The sequence below is a fragment of the Aliiroseovarius sp. F47248L genome, assembly GCF_023016085.1.
Lineage (GTDB): Bacteria > Pseudomonadota > Alphaproteobacteria > Rhodobacterales > Rhodobacteraceae > Aliiroseovarius.
Genome location: NZ_JALKBF010000001.1, coordinates 539,422 through 556,032, shown reverse-complemented (window position 1 = coordinate 556,032; position 16,611 = coordinate 539,422). Strand labels below are relative to the sequence as shown.

The 16,611-nt window shown below is 52.9% G+C and carries 13 protein-coding genes; all 13 read right to left on the bottom strand.

Going from position 1 to position 16,611, the window contains the following annotated elements:
• Positions 1-5 precede the first annotated feature (5 nt).
• The 13 genes from MWU51_RS02770 to MWU51_RS02710 all read right to left on the bottom strand — a co-directional run bounded on the left by MWU51_RS02770 (position 6) and on the right by MWU51_RS02710 (position 16,512).
• On the bottom strand, positions 6-1,898 hold the full coding sequence (locus MWU51_RS02770; protein WP_247034499.1) for a type IV secretory system conjugative DNA transfer family protein: 1,893 nt from the start codon (positions 1,896-1,898) through the stop codon (positions 6-8).
• Positions 1,891-3,699 (bottom strand): relaxase/mobilization nuclease domain-containing protein, encoded by a 1,809-nt coding sequence (locus MWU51_RS02765; RefSeq protein ID WP_247034497.1) that lies wholly within the window; start codon positions 3,697-3,699, stop codon positions 1,891-1,893. Before MWU51_RS02765 ends, MWU51_RS02770 begins: the two co-directional genes overlap by 8 nt.
• On the bottom strand, positions 3,686-4,276 hold the full coding sequence (locus tag MWU51_RS02760; protein WP_247034489.1) for a hypothetical protein: 591 nt from the start codon (positions 4,274-4,276) through the stop codon (positions 3,686-3,688). Before MWU51_RS02760 ends, MWU51_RS02765 begins: the two co-directional genes overlap by 14 nt.
• Positions 4,277-4,501: 225 nt before the next feature.
• On the bottom strand, positions 4,502-4,732 hold the full coding sequence (locus MWU51_RS02755) for a hypothetical protein (protein ID WP_247034487.1): 231 nt from the start codon (positions 4,730-4,732) through the stop codon (positions 4,502-4,504).
• Positions 4,733-5,137 carry a hypothetical protein gene (locus tag MWU51_RS02750; protein WP_247034485.1) on the bottom strand — a complete coding sequence of 135 codons (405 nt, stop codon included), beginning with the start codon at positions 5,135-5,137 and terminating at the stop codon, positions 4,733-4,735.
• Positions 5,138-5,292: 155 nt separating this feature from the next.
• Positions 5,293-5,496, bottom strand: a complete 204-nt coding sequence (locus tag MWU51_RS02745; RefSeq protein ID WP_247034477.1) for a hypothetical protein — start codon at positions 5,494-5,496, stop codon at positions 5,293-5,295.
• On the bottom strand, positions 5,493-6,371 hold the full coding sequence (locus MWU51_RS02740) for a zincin-like metallopeptidase domain-containing protein (protein ID WP_247034475.1): 879 nt from the start codon (positions 6,369-6,371) through the stop codon (positions 5,493-5,495). The genes MWU51_RS02745 and MWU51_RS02740 overlap by 4 nt, the downstream gene beginning before the upstream one ends.
• A 419-nt stretch (positions 6,372-6,790) precedes the next feature.
• The gene (locus MWU51_RS02735; protein WP_247034466.1) at positions 6,791-7,702 is read right to left on the bottom strand and encodes a phospholipase D family protein; all 912 of its coding nucleotides are present in this window, start codon (positions 7,700-7,702) and stop codon (positions 6,791-6,793) included.
• Position 7,703: 1 nt separating this feature from the next.
• The gene (locus MWU51_RS02730; RefSeq protein WP_247034463.1) at positions 7,704-9,470 is read right to left on the bottom strand and encodes an ATP-binding protein; all 1,767 of its coding nucleotides are present in this window, start codon (positions 9,468-9,470) and stop codon (positions 7,704-7,706) included.
• Positions 9,467-11,131: a DEAD/DEAH box helicase gene (locus MWU51_RS02725; protein WP_247034461.1), complete on the bottom strand. Its 1,665-nt coding sequence runs from the start codon at positions 11,129-11,131 to the stop codon at positions 9,467-9,469. Before MWU51_RS02725 ends, MWU51_RS02730 begins: the two co-directional genes overlap by 4 nt.
• 267 nt (positions 11,132-11,398) lie before the next feature.
• Positions 11,399-12,238, bottom strand: a complete 840-nt coding sequence (locus MWU51_RS02720; RefSeq protein ID WP_247034458.1) for a phosphoadenosine phosphosulfate reductase family protein — start codon at positions 12,236-12,238, stop codon at positions 11,399-11,401.
• A complete protein-coding gene (locus MWU51_RS02715) occupies positions 12,231-15,581 on the bottom strand; it encodes a hypothetical protein (protein WP_247034457.1) in 3,351 nt (1,116 codons plus the stop codon). The genes MWU51_RS02720 and MWU51_RS02715 overlap by 8 nt, the downstream gene beginning before the upstream one ends.
• Positions 15,571-16,512 carry a DUF4007 family protein gene (locus MWU51_RS02710; RefSeq protein WP_247034455.1) on the bottom strand — a complete coding sequence of 314 codons (942 nt, stop codon included), beginning with the start codon at positions 16,510-16,512 and terminating at the stop codon, positions 15,571-15,573. Before MWU51_RS02710 ends, MWU51_RS02715 begins: the two co-directional genes overlap by 11 nt.
• Between the last annotated feature and the right edge of the window lie 99 nt (positions 16,513-16,611).

Sequence of the window (16,611 nt, the reverse complement as noted above, 5' to 3'; positions counted from 1 at the left end):
CGCCCTTAACCCCGAGCTGCCTCCTCCATAAATCTCTCCACCCGTGCAGCTCCTGCTTGATACTCGCCCAAACCAGGCTTTTCGCCTGACGCCGGACCCCGCTCTTCATTGGCCAAAGCATCGATCTCTTCGCGCCGCGTCCCTCCGCTTTCGGACCCGTCACCTGAAACCTCTCTCGGCATCTCAAGCGCCCCCATCTTAGCTTCCAGCGCCTTGATCTGCCGCTGCAACCCGCGCATTTGGTCCCCGGCGGACGGATACGGCAGATCGCCGCTCTGCTTGTCGAAGATCTGTTTGAAGAACCGATCCTCATAGTATTTGATCCGCTTCGCCCGAACGGGCATCTGCGCGTCGACCACCAGAACGATGTCATCAAGATCCATGCGCCGCGCCTCATCCTCTGGCAGCAACGCGGTTTCTTCCGTTCGTTCAGACATGCTGCGCCCGGCGAATGGGTTGCGGCCGACCGACCGCGAGCGGGTGACAACGCGCTTGGTGGTTTTGCCGACGGCCTTACTGAGCTCTTCGATGGTCTTTTCATCTGAGGGGGTCAGATAGAGCTTGATGCCCGCGTTACCCTGCAAGGCGCGGCGGGCATTTTCGCCGTAGATTTCGTCTAGCGCCGGGATGGTCTGCGTGACGATCGCAAGATTGGCACGATAGGATCGCAGGGTTTCGATGCTATCGAGAACGATTGGCATTTTGCCCAGGCGGTTGAACTCATCGAGCATGATCATCACCGGCCAAGGCTCGTCCTTGCCAGGTTCATGGTCCTGGAGCGATGCCAGCAAATCAGAGAAAAACAGGCGGATCAGCGGCGCGAGCGGTTTGACCATCAGCGGCTCCACCACCAGATAGACCGAAAACGGCGTCTTGCGGATTTCGCGGAAATCGAAGTCTGACGTTCCGGTCGCACGGTCGATCGCGGGGTTTGACCATTGCTTGAGGCCTGATGTCATCAAGAGCGACAGGTAGGACGTCAACGTGTCGTTGTTGGTCGAGGCCATCCGCATGAAGATCAGCTTAGCGGCTGGATTGACCACTTCATCGGCGCGGCGGCGATATTCCTTTTGCTTGTCACCGCCTGATGCGGTGATGCGGTAGATCTCACCCAGGGTCGGCCGCTTTCGCTCGAACGCCAAAAGCCCTGCCGCCACAAAGAGGTCGATACCGCCATCAAGGAGCCCTTGGACCCGGTCGTTATCAGCTTGCAGGAACAGCGAAGCCAGGAGTTGCAGCTCCATCTGCTGGCGATCGACGTTGTCCAGCGCCGATATGCGCAGCAAAGGATTGTACCGGTGCGAGCGGCCGTCTTTCCAATCAGTGGGCGCAAACCGGAACACCTTGTCGCCCTGCGCAGCCCGGTGGCGCGCCGTTGCCTCGAAGTTTTCGCCCTTTACGTCCAGCACCACGGCACTGCCCTGATAGGTCAGAAGGTTCGGGATGACGAAGCCCGTCGTCTTGCCGCGCCCGGTCGGAGCCACGATCAGGGCATGGGGGAAGACCTTGGACATCACAAAGGGTTTTCGGCTCTTGGGCGCGCCCATTTTCCCGAGGACAAAGCCGTGGCCAGGCTTGCCGAAAAAGCCGTTCCGCTTCATCTCCGACATCTGCTGCCAGTGGGTTTCACCGAACTTCGTCAGCGCGTCGTTCATCAACACAGCGCTAAGCAAAACACCGGCGCAAGTGCTGATCCCCACGATCAAGTGAACGATCTGCAAATCGTCGGGATGGGTTGTTCGAAGAACCCCGTAGCTGCGCGCCAGCATCAGAAAATCGATATCCGCCCCAACCCCGAACCAGCGGAACGTCAGAAAGGCTGACGCCAGAACATACCCCAGCACCGCGCCGAGAAGAGCAAAGCTCATGACGCCAAGTGCGATCCGCGTCTTACCCATGCGTCACACCCTTCTCGCCGTCGGCATCGACATGCCGCTCGCGTTGAACATCAATTTCTTCATTGGCGATCTCGTCGAGGACATGCTCCATCGCCACACTGTTCGCCAGAGCTGCATCGCTCTGCAGATAGGCCTTGGCCGCATAGAGCCTGTCCAGGCGGTCTTCGATATGTTCCTCCAGCGCGGCCTCATCGCCAATCGCCAAGTCCAGGGTGCTTTCTTCACCGGCCAGTTCCTCCAGCTCGGCGCGCAAGGTCTCGCGCTCCAGATCGCTGCGGAATGGATCGGCGGTTGGGTCGTCCCTCATACGGCTCAGGATTTCAGCAGTGGTCGGCGGCAGCCGGTCGATGAGGGCTTCCTGCCGGTCGGTCTCCGCCGTCCCACTGTCTTTAAGAACCTCGGCATCTGCCAACATACGGCCCAGATCACTGTGCACCTGATCGAGACGGTCGATTGCTTTCTCGAGCTCATCGGCGCGAGACAGGTCAAAGCCTTCCTTCTCGGCAATCGCCTTCAGATCCTGTCCAAGCCATTGCCGTTCCAGCGCGGCATTGCCCGCGCCGATTTCGACACGACGTGTCACCTCTTGCGCGTCTATGCCGGTGCCTTTCAAAGCCTGCTGAAGACGTTCGGAAAGAGCTGGATCCTGCAAAACGCCTTGGGCCTCGGCCCGTATATTCGCAGTCGAATAGATCCCACTCTTGGACGCATCTTCGAGCAAGGTGTGCGACTGCGTTCCTATTGGGCTGAGATGCGACAAAGAGCGATAGATGTCGTTCAGCTCATGCTCCAGCGCGGCACGCCGCTCCACCGGGGCGTCAGCTACAATACGTTCGGCTTGGTTGATCTTGTCGTGGAAGGCATCCACGACCTCATCAAACGAATGCTGTTCTTCGGCCATGCCATATACCTTTCCATCTGCTTCAATCGGATTGCCCTGCGCCAAAAGCGTCGCGGCCTTGTCCAAGGCTGCTGCAATGTCATGCTGGTTCTCGCGCGAGGCCTCGGCGGCCAGGCCGCGATAAAGCCGCGCGTTCTGCGCCACGTCCGCCAAGGCGCGGTCCAGCTCGGGGCCCACGCGCTCGCGCTCGGTCGGCTTCTGGCCCGTGGCTTCCGCGCGACGCTGGTCTATATCGCTTGGCCTTTTTGTCGTGATCCCACGTTCGAGCTTTCGGGTCGCCTCAAGCCGCAGCCCATAGCGGTCCGATACCTCCACCATCGCTTCGCGAAAACTGTCGTAGTTGAAGTGGTGCCCTTTTTTCAGAAAGAAGAACTCCCCATCCTTGCTGCGCCGGTTCAGGACGATGTGCGCGTGCGGGTGATCCCGGTCCTCGTGCACGGCCGCGATGTAGTCAAAGTGGCTGCCTTCGCCCTGAAAGAACCGCTCGCAAATCTCGCGCGTGATCTCGGCAACATCCTCGCCGCGCGTTCCAATCGGGAAAGCCATCAACAGATGAGAAGTGTGACCCAGCTTGGGATGAAACCCCTCATTCCACTGCGCTGAAAACCGGCGTGTGACCTGCTCGATTTCCTTGCCCGACAGAACGCTTTGGCCGTCATATGTGCCACGGCTGTCGATGATAAGGCTCGACTTGGTGGTCAGATATTCCAGCTGGTTGCGCAGCTGGGTTTTGTTGTGCGTGCCGCCATCACGAATGGCTTTGAAGATCGCGGGTGAATGCCCCATGGCGGCGCGCGCCATTTGCTTGGCACGGGCACGCGACACGCTGCCACGAATGCGGCTCCAGTCGCGATCAAAGAAGGACTCCTGCGCAGCGGCAACGGCGCTATTCCGGGCCATAAGCAAAGCCTCCCAGAACGCGGGCAACCTCGCCAGACAGCGCACTTCGGCGGCGCTGTGCCATGTCTTGAACCTGGTCGGCGATTTCGAAGATCAGCTCGGCCAAGGCGCGCACCTGGCCATGGGCAGAATTGCCATAGGGCGGCGTCTTGCCCTGGCGCTTTGCCTCGTTCAGGCGCTGTGCGATCTGGTTGATGTTGTTGCCGGTGCGATTGAGCGAGGCCGAGAGCCCCTGCATCTGATTGGCCAGTTCATCGTCAGGAACAAAGAGATCGTTTGAGGCATGGATCAACCGCCGCAACCCTTCCGCGCGGCTGGCGATATCATGCCGCGTCAACACCGCATCGAAGCCCGCAAGCTCCTTAGGCGTCAGCCGGACATTCACCAGCTCTGAACGCACGCGCGCATCGAGCTTGCGGCTTTGATCGCCCTTCAACGTGTAGAAGATGGTACGGGTCGTAACGCCAAATTCGCGGGCTAGATCCTCGATCGGCACCCCCTCGGCACGCTTGCGCACGATCGCAAAACGCTGGTTCTGCGTTAGTCGCTTGTGCCGTGGTGCGCGCGGTCGGCCCATGTGAAGTAATCACCCCTATTTCTTGCCAGCATCATACAGGCAGCCCTGTTATGGCATTTCGCCATAATTGATTCAATATTATAATATTGCATCAACTGCCTGTATTCCGTTTGGAGCAGCCCTAGGCTACGACCGCCGGGCAAAGCCTGGCCACATGCGCAGGGCTTGGAACAAAAAAAGCCGCCAAGATTGGCGGCCAATTTCATGCAATTTAGTGCAGTAAGGCTATGACTGGCGAACCGCTGGCTTGGTTCCGGTTTTACCTGACAATGCGCGGCGCAATTTTCCAAATATCCAAACTGCAATGATTGCAACCGAAAGCAGAACCCAAACTCCTGCCATGCCAATCAAAGATTCCATTCTACTTCCATCGTAGTCAGGGGACATAATCCCGAAGTAAACCTTCCAAGCAACGCTTGCTGAAGCGACGAACCAAAGAAACACCAGCGTCTTCATTTATCTCTTGCCTTCCAAATTGTCATAAATATCAAAAAATTCCACGAGTAGCTCGTGGAGCTCACAAGTAAACTGCGCGTCAGAAACATCCACGTCCTGAGAAAACGTGAACAACCTTACATACTTTCGCCCTTGGCAATCCACTGGCGGTTCGTCATCAACCGCAGTCACTTTTTTTAAAGCGAGTTCACGCGCAGCGTTCATCAGTCTATCAGGATCTCTGCAAGCTCTAAGTCCCAGATCATCCTGACCAGTTGTCGCTGTCATAACACGGTAGTGCGCGCCATCCCCCGCAAAGCGCAAAAATGCCTCCCGACCTCGCGAAACGACAATCTCTTGCTCCCAGCGCTTGCCAATGCGATCACCTAAAAAATCGGTCTCAAAAATTTCGTAGTTCCCAGCCATCAGAGCTCAATCAGATTTCAATTCAACATCAGTAGATCACTAAAGTCTGATTGTGTTCAACTTATGGCTGTTGATCCACTGAAGAGAAAAACCTCACTCCATAGCCCCGTGAACGCGGTTGCCCGCGTCCACTGTTGTTTTGATCTCTTCCAAGGTCATCGCAACGCCTCCTCAAGGATTGCGAGTGCCCCGAGACAATCGTCGATATAGGGCTGCTCTTCGCCGTCCAGATCGTTCAGTTCCAGTCGGTTCAACACCGCGTAAAGCGTGGCGCGCGCCTCACGGGCGGCGCTTCGCAAGCTGACGGTATCTTCCAGACGCGCGGTCGAAAAATCATCGCTGTGATAGTCTGGAATCATGCTGCCACCTCCTTGCTTTGACCTGCAGCGTTCAAAACAAAATCGGCTGCCTTCTGGGCCTCGGACGCCGCACGAAAAATCGCCCGTTTGTCCTCTTTGAGAGCTTTCAACCACCCTTCGACATAGGCGGCGCTTTGGTCGAATTCCGGCGCGACGCCAATCTGAGCACCAAGAAAACAAGCGCCGATTTCCGCCACCAGCTCTTCAAAGGCGTAGGCCTCACGGTTGGCAAACTTCTTGATCCGCTCCAGCCGCTTTTCGCTGCCAGTCCAATGGATCACCTCATGGGCCAACGTCCCATAATAGCCTGCCGCATCGTGAAACGTGGCAATCGGCGGCATGTGGATGTGATCTTTGGCGGGGCTGTAATAGGCACGCGGGTCGTCGCTGGTGAGGATCTCCGCCCCTGTCTGGCTGAAAAACGCCTCCAGCTCTGGATCTTCCGCCGTGCCGAGGTCGCGCGGGGCCTCGGGCCGGATGTAGTAATCCTCCGGCAAGCCCTCGATCTGATCCGCATTGAAGACGCGGTAGGCGCGTGCATAGGGCACTTCTTCCTCGACGCCCAATTCGTTCTCTCTGGTGAACGTCCCGTATTTGACCACGGTCGACGACGTTTCGCCTTTGCGGACTTGGCCGCCTAGCTCCTGCGCCTGTTTGTAGGTCATCCAGCGGCTGGACACGTAGCCATGCTTGGCCGCCATGACCCAGAGCATCAAGATATTGATCCCGCGATATTCCTCCCCGTTATGTCGGCTCGGCAGGGCAATGCCCGACGCGCTTCCGGTCCACGGCTTGCGCCATGGCGGTGTGCCTGCCTCGATCTCTGCAATAATGGTGTCAGTGACATGTGCATAAACATCTAACTTCGGTGCCATTTGTGGCCTCCTCGATCAAAGTGACGCGGGTGAGGCTTCGCGCCCCCTTCCGCCGATGGGCTGCGCCTCGGCCACCTGATCTGACCGAATACGCATGTATTCGGCGGAACAGAGTGGGAGTGGGCAAAGCCCGACCCACGGCCCTGAACGGGGCTGTCAATCGGCCACATTTGCGAAGAAAATGTCTGCGCCAAAATCAGACGCCAATTTGACCCGCGAGGAATGGCTCGCCCGCGAGACAGGGGAAATTGGTGGCTGATTTTGGGGATGGACTAAGGTTGACCGCCACGGTCAGGGATGATGGGCGGACCAAACAAAAAGAATGATGTCTGGATCGGGGTGAGCGGGCCAACGGCCCGTTGAGCTCCGGTGCAGTCTACTGGGAAACGTCGCCCGCGCACGAAAGCGCGGGCTCATTACTACACCGCACGGATTACCTGTCTGTGCTGCGGCCTGGCCACTTCAAACTTTGTGTTGCACCTGCTAGCCCAATCGAACAGGTTTGCCACACCTTCCTTGATGTTCTTTCGATATGGCATAGGGTCATCAAGTATCTGGTCGTGAAACAGCGAGGTGACCTTCCCAAAGGATAGCTCACCGTATTCCTGCAATTGCACTTCAAGCCAAAAGCAAATTTGCGACGACATGAAGCCTTTCAACAGCTCGCCTTCGGCAGCGCCTTTCTTGCCTCGAAAGCAATCTAGATCGTGCTCTATTGCCGTTGCTGCAGCCGTCTGCGTTAGCAACTGATTTGGGCTGCACATTGGAAGATCGTGAAACCAAACACCGAGGGGTTGAGAACCAAGTTTTTCAGAAATTTCTTGGGGCCACTCATTCGACTGCACATCCGTGTTGCCGCCAAAGCCTCTCAAGAAGTCAGCCATCAATTCGACAGTTTTGACATCAAGCCAGTTTACGGAAGCGAGATAGTCCTGGACTTTGATCTTCTCGGTCTGACCGTATTCGAATCCAGTTCCGAACTCGTCGTTTACATAATGCGAAAGGGACATCCCCTTTGATGTTAGATTGGCGCTACCAATGAAGATCTTAGAATCTACGATATAGACTTTTCCATGCAGGTTCTGAGAAATCCCGAATGGAATATTAGCCTCATCACAGAGGTAAAAGCACTCCAGGTCGGAGGCTCCAGCTGCTAAATCTGTCGGCTGCCAACGGGCTACGACCTTAAGGTTGCTCGTTTTACTGTTTTCAATAAGCCACTTAAGCGCATCGAGCTTAATAAATGCACTCATAACGATGACTTCTTGCTCTGCCGATGACAAGGCAAACGCAAGTTCCTCTCGAAAAGCACCCGTCTCTAAGAGAAGCATTCTACTCGTCAACATTCTCTAAGAGTTTGGATACCCAGTAGCCCCACCGGTCACGGAATTTCTCAAAGGTTTCGCCATCTAGGGTTTTCCTGAACTCATCTTCAGTACGCACATAAGCCATCGTGTACACTTCAAGAGCACTCAGCGCTCGATCATCGCCAGAGTCTTCGACATGCTGCCACAATTTTTCGTAATATGGGGAACGGGTGTTGATAACTCCAACCGCTGCATTTGCTACGAACTGCAGGTCCAAGAACATTGTCCCAGGCCAACTGCCCTTGTTCAGGTCAACCTTGTAGTCAATCGTTGCTTTGGCGAACGCTTGTGCATCTTCTTCAGAAAGCTCTGGGCGAGTTTCCAGAACATATTTTGTACGTTCTGCCAGCTTCTCCTGTTCCGACTTGGTCTCAGCCTCTTTGTCTGAGGATGTTTCAGTGTGATCCTCCGCCACATCCTTATTTACCTTTTCAGAAACGGGGTCAGGCTTGGCTTTAGATGGGTCCGCAGAACTCCCTTCCTTTCGTGTTTTAATAACGTCCAACATTGCATTGATCTTAACTGTGAGATTTCGATTGAGCTCAAGGTGCAATGAGGATTTGTAGTGGCCAGAATTCTCCGGGTCCTCCGCAGCTTCGTTCAAGGCTTCAATCTGCTCGACGTCGTGTTTCGGGTCTAGTTTCTTGAAGCCTCGAATATGCTGCTTGTTGTTAGTAACACCAAACAACTCATCCAAAACCGGCTTAAAACGTACTTCTACGCCCCACCACCTCTGCCTGGTATCACTGTCTAGAAAACCAAAGGAACCAAAGTCTATCTCACGGCCAGCTCGAACAAACGAGATACCAGTATTGCGTGCGTAGTGCTTGCCGAGATTTGAATTACCACCCATTTTTTGGGTCTCTGGCTTTGCTATACTAAGGCGAATTTCAATGTCCGAAAATTTTCCCTGCTCATACTCTATTGGTATGGCATATGGTTTCTCAAACTCGACGTTCGTAGCCTTTCCATCGCTGTCAGGGCAGCTTGACGGCTCCAAAAGATACAAAGGATCATTGGGCTTCAACTCGTGCGACGCTTCGACTTTGTTATTGTCTAGATCGAAGTCGACCAAGCTCACATCACGTTTCTTGCCATAATCATCATTGTCATCCAGGAAGTGCCGATAAATGCGGCAGAGCTCTTCCTGCATCCGAGAAAAGAGCGTCGACGGGCGCTTGAAATCCACTCCATCTAGCTTGGACCATAAGACCAGCGTGCCACTGCCACCGATCTTTCCTCCAACCGCTTCAACTATCTCTTTGGGAAGGTCCGTCTCTTCAACGCTTTTAAGATACTGCTGTCTGCCTTCCTTGACTTCCGGTAGATCAAGATACGTCTTGTGGACCGACCCATTTTGCCAAGAATAAACCTCAACAAGCTCCGCCTGTGAAAGAGACGAACCTTTAAGTCCAAAGCCAAAACGTCCGAGACCATCTCGGGTATCTAGTCGAGTGCCCCAACCTAGTGATAGACAGCGCCCCAACTCATCCGGTGTCATCCCGTGCCCATCATCCAAAACCGCTATTTTTTGAACTCGGTAGACCGTACGCTTTGCTACAGGTTCTCTGGCTGACAGCGTAACTATGGTTATCTTTTTTGCCTCGGCCTCGATCGAGTTATCAACCAATTCAGCTACCGCAGTAGCTGTGTTTCGATAGCCGACTTGGCGCAATGCATTCAGCGCCAAGTACGCATCAACAATCTGCACTGGCTTGTCTTGTTTGTTCATTTTGCTTCCCCGAAATGTTCGTCAAAATACGTAAAAGCTTGCGGCACGTTGGGTAAATTTACAATATTATCAACCACATCCACCACAGTGCAGCTAGGCGTCCCACCAACTGAATAGCCTCTAAGGCCCCGTCCCACCATTTGTGAATAAAGGACAACCGACGTTGTCGGACGCGCAATCACAACGGCCTCTGTCTTTGGCGCGTCAAATCCGGTTGTCAAAACACCAAAATTTGTGAGAACCCTGACACTTCCGTTTTTGAAATCTTCAATCGCCTCGCGTCGATCGCTTGGTGGAGTTTCGCCGGTTACCGCTCTTGCCGCGCACCCTCTTTCCCTTAAGACCAATGCCATATCAGATGCATTCTGCTTCGATGGGCAAAACACGATGGTCTGTTTCTTATCAACAAGTGCAAGCTTTTCGACTGCAGCGACTACTTCCAATGTCCTCTGGGCGTTGTTGCCTAACTCCGCCAGCACTTTGGGTGAGATGTCTAAAAGATCGGAAATTAACCTGACTGCGTCGGCGTCAAGATTAACAGTAGCGCTGGTGTTGAGACGCATACGCTCAACAGAAGACAAAATCCCACGATCCTGAAGATACTCAATTGAGTTTCGCTCGCCGGTCAATCGCTGGTCTATCGTGAGTTTTTTGTTGCCATAAAAGTCCGATAGAGCCTTGGTTTGAGCTACATCACCCCCAACGTGATGCCTACCAGGCGTAGCCGTCAAGCCGATCAGAGTAGTGCTCGAGTTACAGAGAAACTCTATTGCTTTTTTGTAAGTCGGCGCCATCGACATGTGCGCCTCATCGACAATCAGGAGACTGCATTCGCGCCTAATTTCTGCAAATCGGTCAAAATCAGCGTTTTTGTTTGAGTGAATGCTAGAGTAGCAACTCTGAAAGCTAGTAACTATAAAACAGGGCTTGCTCAGATCGATGTTGTCTGGCTTCCTGCCCCCCCACATTGAGTAAACATTTGCATTCTCAGTTCCCAGTTTTGTCCAAATGCTAAGGAACGTTTGAACCGCCTGATCGCAGAGCTCTTCGCTATGAGCAAGCCAAACCACAACGGGATTTTCACGTGAACAGCTAAACCTAAGGAAATCTGAAATGAATTCCATGGCTGTTCGAGTTTTCCCCGAGCCTGTCGGCATATGTGCAACGATTCTTCTGCTTGCTGCATTGGCGTGGGCACCTGCCTCCAAAAACGAAAAACTAACAAGCTGTTTTCTAATGCTGTTTTGATAATCAAATAGGGGTTTTTCAATGTGTGTTTGCAGATGCGGCTCTGGGCCAGACATCAAATCGTTTGGGAAAGCTTCGTCGATGTTCAGGTCCATCAGCTTTAGAAAATTGGTCGTTGCCTCATTTCTTCCCCAAGTAAAATTCGGTGGAATAGTTACAGGGCAACCATTTGGCCCTGAGCCGAGTTTGTCTCGGATAACTTGTGGCGAAAACACTTCTAGTACAGCGTTTCTGAGGTCTCGCTTCTTAAAGATAGCCAGCCCACTCTCAGACAGCATGGCTTCAGCTACCGCGCGAGGTCGAGTACTAACCCCGAGCTCTGAAAGCCCTTCTAACCGGTTCTCACCCCAAAAAGCCGCCAGTCGTGCGATACCTATGCTTGCGAGGGCGTCAACTGCGGCAGTCGAACTCATCTTGTTTTCCACTCTCTCGATTTTCTACTCGCCAGCAGCTCGCCCCAAGGGTGTGCGCTTTCAACATACTTTGACAGATTCCGCTGCTTGGTAAAGCCCCTGAAGGGAAATGCTTTTTCATCGACGACCCCTAAATGCGAGCTCAGTGATCTGTTGAGGAAACAAAACCCAATTTTGGATTCATACGAAACAATCTGACGGTGGATATCCGCGAGCCCGCTTCCAAAGACCTTCATCGCTGCATCCTAAAAAAATTCCTACATCAGATCATTTATGGCAGGCCAAACACACCTTTTGCTGGCCATAAATCTCATCTAGATCAACTGCGCCTTGTTCCGGCCGTAGAGGATCAACCTTCCTCTTCGCCTTAGCTCTTTCGACACGCTTTTCATGATCTGCGCGGATTTGAGCGATGCGTTCAGGCTTTTCCAGTTCAAGCAGTGTTTCCCCTTCACTCCATGAAAACGGCGATCCGTGGTCGAGAGAAGTTTTCTCCATCTGCTTAGCCCTCTCGAAGGCTTCAGGGTAACGCTCCTTTAGGCCAACCCACTCAATTTTTTGCTGAAAGAAACAAAACGTGCAGCCACTCCTGGAACGCCAATCGTAGTATGATGGAAGGCCAAGACCCGAGTTCTCAAGAATTTCGAAAACGCCGGCCTTGTCGATCCCATCATCTTTGAAAGGCAGCTTGGTAATCAAATTTCCATTTTTCGAGTTCAAACCTTGACGAAAATCTTCGTCAGCCCGGATCGCCACATAACTATAGACTGTATATCCCTGCTCGGTGAATTCAGATTTCACCCACTTCTCAAAGGGCTTGATCTTTAGGTCTTTCGTACACCAACGCGTCTGGGCAGACGGGAGGAATTGATTATACTGGGCTAGGTAGAACTTAAAATCTCGCCCCGGATCCAGGTACCGGATCTTCTTGCCAAGAAAACCCTCGAGCATCGCTAAGTACTCATAAACCTCATCCAGCTCTTCGCCCGTATCAGTGAAGAAATACTCAATATCAAGTTCGGGGTGAGCCTGGCTCATGTAAATCGCGAGGGCTGAACTATCTTTGCCCCCTGACAAGCCTAGAACATGTTTAACTTTGTCAACCATCTACTTCCTCACTTGCGTTCGATTGTTTGATCCTCGCAGCCCCGACTTTTGCCAATGCAGCTAGGATGACGTTTCTACCGGTGCCTTCCGCAGCTTCCTGCAACACTTCTTCAATCTTTCTACTCAGGTTGTTCACCTGCTCATCGTCGGAGTCCAAGACATCAAATTCCTCCATCACAGGCGTGGGCCGATCATCAACGCTGACAATCAAGGCCATTGCGGAGCGCTTGTCCTTCCGCCCGGCCACGCGCGCGACAGACTCGTGCTGGTTGAACTGTTGCGCAAGCAAGGTGAGTTGCACAATTGCACGGTCTATGTCGCTATCGATCCAAGCTTTAGCAGGCTTGTTGATGCCCAACCCCGCGAGTGCCTCCATCGACTGTAGGTCATCTCCGAAGCTTGTGAGCTGGGTGATGAAAGATCGAAGCCGCAAGTCACCTGCAACATCTCGGATATTCTTCGCGCGCTCATTCAGTTCTCGGTACGCTTTCGCAGTGCGCCCGTGAACTTGTAACTCGTTCAGAATGTGTTCGCGCATTCTTGTGAGCATCGCAGGGTAAGCTGCGCGGATTTCGATGAGCCCTTCTTTGATGTTTTGAGCGATCTCAGAGATTCCTTGATCTGTGAGAATGTCGATGTCCTGTCCGTAGAGCCCAGGAATGTCATCAAATGCGAACTTTTGTGGGTCATTAGAACGCTTGAAGAGCGCTCTGACTTTTTTTGCGTGCTCAGGAAGACGTGCGGTTCGTTGAACCCAAGGTGCTGAAGTTTCGTAAGCTGCGATGAGCGCGCGTCCAACTTCTAGCGGACTTAAAGTTGAGATTGGTTTGTCCACAACTTCACCGACCGCGTTTGCCAGCTCAGTAAGCAGCCTCTTGGTCGTTCGGTTCATTTCGATCCAGCGCAGCTGGACCATTTGCGGCGCTCTCAGAACATAGTCCACGTCGACATCCGAAATAGTCGATAGAAAAATACCTTCCCGATAGTGTGACAGGTTCCGGCGTTCAGCTAGCATGAACAGCACAGCAAGGAATGGCATCAAACCGTCCTTCAACCCAAAGGGAGGTGCCCGCCATAGGTCATAAACATCGGTAAGTTGTACGTTGTGGTTACCCCGTTTCTTCAAGAAGTCTTTCGTTGCTTTCCAAATGGGCAACAGATTTGCGGGGTCCTCTCCTGAAGGCGGCACAAACTGCCAACTGTCACCCTCCTGCACGTATAGCTCGTTGGCCTCAACGAGCGATACGAACAGAGCTTTTTCCGCTGGGAACTTCTTAAACCCAAGCCCCGGAATACCTTCTTTAAGGACGGCAGCATGCAGTAACAGCTTGAGCGCTGAATTGGCCGATGCCGAGGGCTTGGTGCGGTTCAGCAGTTCGTTGTTTAGTTTGGGCGACTGCGAAAACCGACGGTCTGCCATTTCTGAGGCCAAAACTGTGAGGTTCCGGCGCGCGGAAATCGGGAGATCATCAATTCCAGTTTCCCATTCTGCGCTTGCGATCAATTGCCAGACTTCATGCTCAATCCTACCCCCAATCGCCTCGATACGATCGGTAAGCTCTCTGCGCGCGATTTTGTCTCGATGAATCTCGGGGTTCGATGCCAAGATATCCTTCAAAGCGGAGTGCTCTCGTGCGAGCGCCACAAGGTTCTTCGATTTTTCAGACCTCACAACCGCAAAGTCGGCCCCCCACCCATACTCACCAAAATCCTCAACAATGCTTGGCGTCGCATCGTCCAGTGTAATGATGAATGCGCCAAAGCATCCATTTGTAGGTGTAAAGCTAGTAACATAGTTCTCGACTTGGCTTTCGAGCAGTACCTTGAGTTCGCACCAGCGCAGAGCACCAGTTTCACGGTAGTGCCGCTTCGCGACGATATTGGGTGAAGATAAAGCGTTTGAGATTGAGCTGAGATCGAAGTCTGATCTTTCTCTCAATGCCTCATCCAACGCCACTTCAATGTCAAAGTCGCTCCCGTCAAAGAGAGAGTAAGTGCCCCTGAACTTTCGAAAAACAACAATCGACGCCGCCTCAAGTTCTGACAAGAGCCCCTCTACCGCAGCAGTTGTTTGATTTATTGCCAGGCTAAGTGCGCCCAGCGTCGCACCTACTCCGGTCTGCTTTTGCGTCAGTTCCAAAATGGCTAGCGACTTTAGCAGCTGCACACCGATCTCACCGCCATCTTTCGCTTCCCACCGCGCAATTGCATCCCTCGCATTTGCAAAGTGATGGCTGTCCAAAGACACGGCGATCGCAGCTTGCAGATTGAAATCTAGATAATCCCAAAAATCAGCCAATCCGTAGTCTTTCGGATTTTCTTTGCTCGCCTTCTCAAGGTAGTCCTGAAAGCCGAACAGCTCGGAAGAGCCCAGGAAACTGAAGATGCTACGCTGGTTTTGCCCATAACTCCGACGCGATGCAGGCCCTAGCACCAGTGTAACAAGCGGGTTGAGTGGCCAAGCGCTAGTAAGCAACTCTTTCGAAACTACGGACGCGCCACGTCGAACATCGGCAAGTAGTTCCGTGGCTGCCTCTGCGTTCCGTCTAGCGCTATCCGGCTGCTCTGAAGCGATAATCGCCTTGCTCACCAATTCAATCTGCTCATCGCCAGATACATTGACGGGAATGTCGATGAAGCGACCCTGGATCTTTCCCCACTCATCTTTGATGTCGCGTGCCAAGCGGCTCGCATATTCTTGGAAGGATTGATGAAGGATACCCACAACAATAAGGCGGCCACCGCTTCTCGACGCCGCTTCACCAAGCAGTTGGAAGAAATATGCATCTCCTGTTGAGGATGCCGCGTGCTCAAGTAGCTTCCCCATTTCATCCAAAAAGAGGACTAAACCCCCAGAATGCTCACGGTCGTCGGCGGCCAAAAACTGCAAGTACTCAATTACTTTTTCAGGCGTATCAAACTTCCTTTGGCGCGCCGCCAATCCTGCATCCTTGATACAATCACCGATCAGCTGAAAGGGTTCCATGCTGCGCCCAACGACCGACACACATTTCCAGCCATCTCGCTTCGGAGGGAGTAACTTCCATAGTTCCTTTGCAAACTCCGGATCAGTCTTGCTCGCAGCCGTTGCGCGTTCTTGCTTACTACCACTCAACAACGCGGAGAGGGCGAGTGCGAGGCTCGACTTCCCGCTTCCGTACGGACCAGTCCAAGTGAAGGCACCTTGCCCGCTCTCAAATTGTTGGTGTGAGAAATTACTAAGGGTCTCCCTTACTGATGATGAAAAGACAAACCCCTCTAGGGCTTCATTACGGTCATCTTGATCAATTCGAACAGATCGCAGAAAGCGCCCATTCACCGAGACAATTTCGTTAAGCGGCATATGAACCTCTCAACGCAGAAATGTCGGAGGACCACAGGTTTTCTGCAAAACCTTGGGGAAACTCCTCTTGTCTAAGAAGTTGTTTCAATCCAGCCGTCTCAGACCAAGAAATCAAACCGTCGGACATGTCAGCGACATCGGCCAACCGATCAATCAGTTCCCACTCTTCAAGTACGAAAACCCTTCCAGGAGAACCGGGCTCTAGTAGCATTGATTGGACGCCAAGTGTGTTTGCAGAAGAAGTTCGCTCCCAAAAATCGCACACCGCATAGAGAAACACGCCGTTAGACAGGCCTGGCTTTCGCCCTAAGTTCATACTGAATTTTCCATTTGAGCGCCGCCGTATTAATCCCAGCTCGGTCAGCGGAGAATTGAACGCCTCTTCGCCAGGTCCCCGCTTTGGGACGCTAGGCACGTAGTTAGCCAATAAGACGTTTATATCGCTTGTTAACGTTTTCTCTGTTGGCAATTTCCAACCACGCTGACCAATAAATTCCATCAGTCTTCGCAGAACAGTATCGCGGTCAAAGTTGGGTTCATTGAAAACATTGAACAACCAATAGGTGGCTGTATGCTTAGGATTGGAGGCAATATCCCAGTGGATTTTCCAAAGAGACGAAGCGCTTTCAAGGTATGGATCGCACCCATTGGGGCCAAGTAACTGCTGACCAAATTCGGTCGTTCTTACATCCTTGCCATCCGTTGTGAGAATACCTGCGACCTGTGCCCAAAATCGAATCGCCGCCACCATGTTCTTGCCCACACCAAAGTGCGCAATCGCCTCGCTCTCTGAAAAAATCTTTTTGTTATTCAAGCCGCTAGCATCAACAGCTTCGAAAGCCTTTTCCAACCATCCGTAGCGCAACGGAAAGGTCTCGTGGCCGGAGAACTGCGGCTTGTAATCCTGTGTAAATGTTGTTTGCTTTTTCATAAATCTGCTACCCCGCTTAGTGGTTGTTATAGCGATCTTCCGAGGGGATGGTCAACGACGACCTGGTGCTTGACCCCAGGATCAAGCTTGGTCTACAGA

Bases quoted from the DNA above. Each gene is read 5' to 3' on its own strand.
- MWU51_RS02720 (WP_247034458.1), bottom strand. From the start codon at position 12,238: ATGGTTGACAAAGTTAAACATGTTCTAGGCTTGTCAGGGGGCAAAGAT.
- MWU51_RS02730 (WP_247034463.1), bottom strand. From the start codon at position 9,470: ATGAACAAACAAGACAAGCCAGTGCAGATTGTTGATGCGTACTTGGCG.
- MWU51_RS02735 (WP_247034466.1), bottom strand. From the start codon at position 7,702: ATGCTTCTCTTAGAGACGGGTGCTTTTCGAGAGGAACTTGCGTTTGCC.
- MWU51_RS02750 (WP_247034485.1), bottom strand. From the start codon at position 5,137: ATGGCTGGGAACTACGAAATTTTTGAGACCGATTTTTTAGGTGATCGC.
- MWU51_RS02725 (WP_247034461.1), bottom strand. From the start codon at position 11,131: ATGAGTTCGACTGCCGCAGTTGACGCCCTCGCAAGCATAGGTATCGCA.
- MWU51_RS02760 (WP_247034489.1), bottom strand. From the start codon at position 4,276: ATGGGCCGACCGCGCGCACCACGGCACAAGCGACTAACGCAGAACCAG.
- MWU51_RS02755 (WP_247034487.1), bottom strand. From the start codon at position 4,732: ATGAAGACGCTGGTGTTTCTTTGGTTCGTCGCTTCAGCAAGCGTTGCT.
- MWU51_RS02740 (WP_247034475.1), bottom strand. From the start codon at position 6,371: ATGGCACCGAAGTTAGATGTTTATGCACATGTCACTGACACCATTATT.
- MWU51_RS02770 (WP_247034499.1), bottom strand. From the start codon at position 1,898: ATGGGTAAGACGCGGATCGCACTTGGCGTCATGAGCTTTGCTCTTCTC.
- MWU51_RS02710 (WP_247034455.1), bottom strand. From the start codon at position 16,512: ATGAAAAAGCAAACAACATTTACACAGGATTACAAGCCGCAGTTCTCC.
- MWU51_RS02765 (WP_247034497.1), bottom strand. From the start codon at position 3,699: ATGGCCCGGAATAGCGCCGTTGCCGCTGCGCAGGAGTCCTTCTTTGAT.
- MWU51_RS02715 (WP_247034457.1), bottom strand. From the start codon at position 15,581: ATGCCGCTTAACGAAATTGTCTCGGTGAATGGGCGCTTTCTGCGATCT.
- MWU51_RS02745 (WP_247034477.1), bottom strand. From the start codon at position 5,496: ATGATTCCAGACTATCACAGCGATGATTTTTCGACCGCGCGTCTGGAA.